This window comes from Bartonella sp. AC329YNZD (assembly GCF_042196685.1).
Classification (GTDB): Bacteria; Pseudomonadota; Alphaproteobacteria; order Rhizobiales; family Rhizobiaceae; genus Bartonella.
The window spans coordinates 1-3,089 of the sequence record NZ_JBHIQS010000055.1; the positions used below are offsets into that span (position 1 = coordinate 1).

Consider the following 3,089-nt stretch of genomic DNA (forward strand, 5'->3'; position numbering starts at 1 on the left):
TAGCATTATTCATATGGAATTAAAGACCAGAATAACGTAAGATTCTCTCATTTCAAATCTGTTTATCTTGAATCAATCAAAACCACTCATTTGCACATAACAAGTGGGATGAGTGTGTGGATCAAATTTGTATAAGAAAGGATTTAAAAATGGCTCTTATGAACCGTCTTAATGCAAGATCTGTCGCAACATTGGGGGCTGGCAAATATAATGATGGTGCCGGCTTGTTACTTCATAAGCGTAAAGATGGTGGTGCTCAATGGATTTACCGTTATACTATTCACGGACGTCGTCGTGAAATGGGCTTGGGTGCTTTAAGAGATGTTTCTTTAAAACAAGCCCGTGAATTGGCAAATCAATGGCGCTCTGTTTTACGTGAAGGGCGTGATCCTATTAAAGAACGTGAGAAACAAAAGCGTGAGGCAATAAGCAATCTTCATTATTTAAAAGATATTGCCTTGGATACTTTTGAAACTCGTAAAGCTGAATTAAAAGGGGATGGGAAAGATGGACATTGGTTTTCGCCTTTACAACTTCATATTCTCCCTAAATTAGGTTGTCTTCCTGTGTCAGAGATTACACAAACAGAAATACGTAATACACTTGCCCCTATCTGGCATACAAAAGCTGGAGCTGCTCGGACAGCATTGATACGTCTCAAACTTTGTCTCAAACATGCTGCTGCATTAGGTTTGGATGTTGATTTACAAGCAACAGAAAAAGCACGCGCTCTTTTAGGAAAACAACGCCATAAAGTCAAAAATTTACCTGCAATGGATTGGAAAGATATACCAGCTTTTTATCAAACACTTTGCGAAGCATCAACCCTAACACAACTGGCTTTGCGTTTGCTTATCCTTACAGGGGTTCGCTCTAACCCTTTACGTCATATTCATAAAGATCAAGTTGAAGGTGATATCTGGACAATCCCTGCTGAAAATATGAAAGGAAAGCGTGATACTACAAAAGAGTTTCGTGTGCCCTTATCATCTGAAGCATTAGACATTTTAAAACAAGCGCGCTCACTTTCTCGCAATGATTTCTTCTTTTCTGCAACCGGTCGCGGTCCCCTTGCTACGAAGTGTATGGCTCAATACATGAGAGACAATAAACTTGAAGCCTGCCCCCATGGATTTCGCTCTAGTTTACGCGATTGGCTCGCTGAAACAACCGATGCCCCCTATGAGGTCGCTGAAACTATTCTAAGTCATACAGTCGGAGGACAAGTAGAGCGTGCCTATCGTCGTACTGATTATTTAGAACAGCGCCGCGTTTATATGGATAAATGGGCGGCTTATGTCACGGGTCAATCTTAAGATATGGAGTGCATAACCCCATGATCTGTGGATAACTTTCTCTCTCTTCTCTCTCATTCTTTCTCAATAAGAATCATAAATTATCACATCAGAAATTATATGATAAAATATTGTTTTCTATAAATAAAATACCTTCAAAAATGAACCAAAATGTGGTTAATAAATAGTTATGATTTGTTACCATTTTTTGATAGAAAGGATTTTAGTATGACAGAAAATGATATTCTTTTGACAGACCGTGAAAGTGCAAAATTGCTTCATATGAGTGTCTCAACATTCCGCCGTCATGTAACCAATGGCTCTCTCCCAAAACCTTTAAAATTTGGTTTTTTGTCCCGTTGGTTACAATCGGATCTTATCAATGTCATCGAGCAAGCAAAACAGCAACGTCAAAGTGACGCGGCATAAAAAAAACCTTGTCACGTAAGGACGGACAAGGCTTTCTCAAACTCATCAATCTAGAGATAGCACAATCCGTCCTGTGACGCAACGTTATAGGATTTACAATGACAATGATGTGTTCTTTTAAGAATGCGCGGGGTATTACTTGTGCCTTGCGTGGGGTTTGGCATGGGCGTTATGGAACCGCCCGTTGCCCTGCTCATGATGATAGGTTGCCTAGTTTATCTATTTCTAATGGAAATGATGGGCGTCTTTTACTCTATTGTTATGCTGGCTGCTCTTTTAGAGAGATCATACAAGCGCTTATTAGAATTGGCTTGCTTGGAAAACAAGCTTATGATCAGACGCTCTCTTTCTCAAAACAGTTTTGTGCTGATCTCAAACAAGCAAAACAGAAAGCAGAGAGAGCAAAAGCAATTTGGCAACAAAGCCAACCAATCAAAAATACTTTAGCAGAAACCTATTTACGCATGCGGGGGATCACATGTGATTTGCCTGCTGATTTACGTTTTCATAGCAAATGTCCACACCCCTCTGGAGTTACACTCCCCGCGTTGATTGCTCTTGTTAAGGGGGCTGGCTCCTTTGCCATTCATAGAACCTTTTTAAAAGACAATGGCTGCAAAACAGATCAAAAACCAGCCAAAGCTATGTTGGGATCTGTCACGGGTGGTGCTGTGCATTTAAGCCAAGACAATCCAAAACATCTGGTCATTTGTGAAGGCATTGAAACCGGTCTGGCTCTGCTGTCTGGGTTGTTATCAGAGCCCGTTGATTTATGGGCGTCCCTTTCAACCCATGGCATGATGCATGTGAATTTACCTAAAACCAAAGCCCGTCTCACCATTGCAATGGACGGTGATGAGGCTGGTCGTAAAGCAGGTTTTAACCTCGCTGCGCGTGCCTATAGACAAGGCTTTAAGGTCTTTATCATGCAAGCACCCTACGGTCTAGATTTCAATGATGTTTTGATACTGAAAGGTATAAATAAATGAGAGAGAATAACAACAATATTGTCGATACCAACAATCAAAATGTTTCATTCAATGATAACGATAATGTTTCTTTAAATGATAAGACTTGTTTAGAAGCCATTCCTTATAAGCAAGCATTGCAACAAAATGGTTGGGGGGAATTAAAACCACTTGAATATACTCTCTTACCCGTCGAGCCTTTTCATGCTGCGCAAATGCCTTTAACTTTAAGTCGCTATATTTATGACGTTGCTGACCGTCAACAAGCTCCTCTTGATTTTGTGGCTGTCGCTGCTTTGTGTGGCTTGGCTGCTCTCATTGGCAATGGCGTGCGGATTGCTCCAAAACAACATGATGATTGGAAGATTGTCCCTAATCTCTGGGGCGCTCTTATTGG

Annotated in this window: 3 protein-coding genes and 1 pseudogene; all 4 read left to right on the forward strand. The window is 40.8% G+C overall.

The features are described from left to right. Window positions 1–149 precede the first annotated feature (149 nt). A complete protein-coding gene (locus ACFIMW_RS09005) occupies window positions 150–1,316 on the forward strand; it encodes a tyrosine-type recombinase/integrase (protein ID WP_375608863.1) in 1,167 nt (388 codons plus the stop codon). A 207-nt stretch (window positions 1,317–1,523) separates the two neighbouring features. After that, window positions 1,524–1,724, forward strand: coding sequence for an AlpA family transcriptional regulator (locus ACFIMW_RS09010; RefSeq protein ID WP_011180791.1), 201 nt, complete (start codon window positions 1,524–1,526; stop codon window positions 1,722–1,724). Between the two features lie 104 nt (window positions 1,725–1,828). Then, window positions 1,829–2,713, forward strand: coding sequence for a toprim domain-containing protein (locus ACFIMW_RS09015; RefSeq protein WP_375608864.1), 885 nt, complete (start codon window positions 1,829–1,831; stop codon window positions 2,711–2,713). Beyond that, window positions 2,710–3,089: pseudogene (locus tag ACFIMW_RS09020) on the forward strand (DUF3987 domain-containing protein); the annotation flags it as partial. The gene ACFIMW_RS09015 and the pseudogene ACFIMW_RS09020, both read left to right, overlap by 4 nt.

Bases quoted from the DNA above. Each gene is read 5' to 3' on its own strand.
- ACFIMW_RS09010 (WP_011180791.1), top strand. From the start codon at position 1,524: ATGACAGAAAATGATATTCTTTTGACAGACCGTGAAAGTGCAAAATTG.
- ACFIMW_RS09015 (WP_375608864.1), top strand. From the start codon at position 1,829: ATGATGTGTTCTTTTAAGAATGCGCGGGGTATTACTTGTGCCTTGCGT.
- ACFIMW_RS09005 (WP_375608863.1), top strand. From the start codon at position 150: ATGGCTCTTATGAACCGTCTTAATGCAAGATCTGTCGCAACATTGGGG.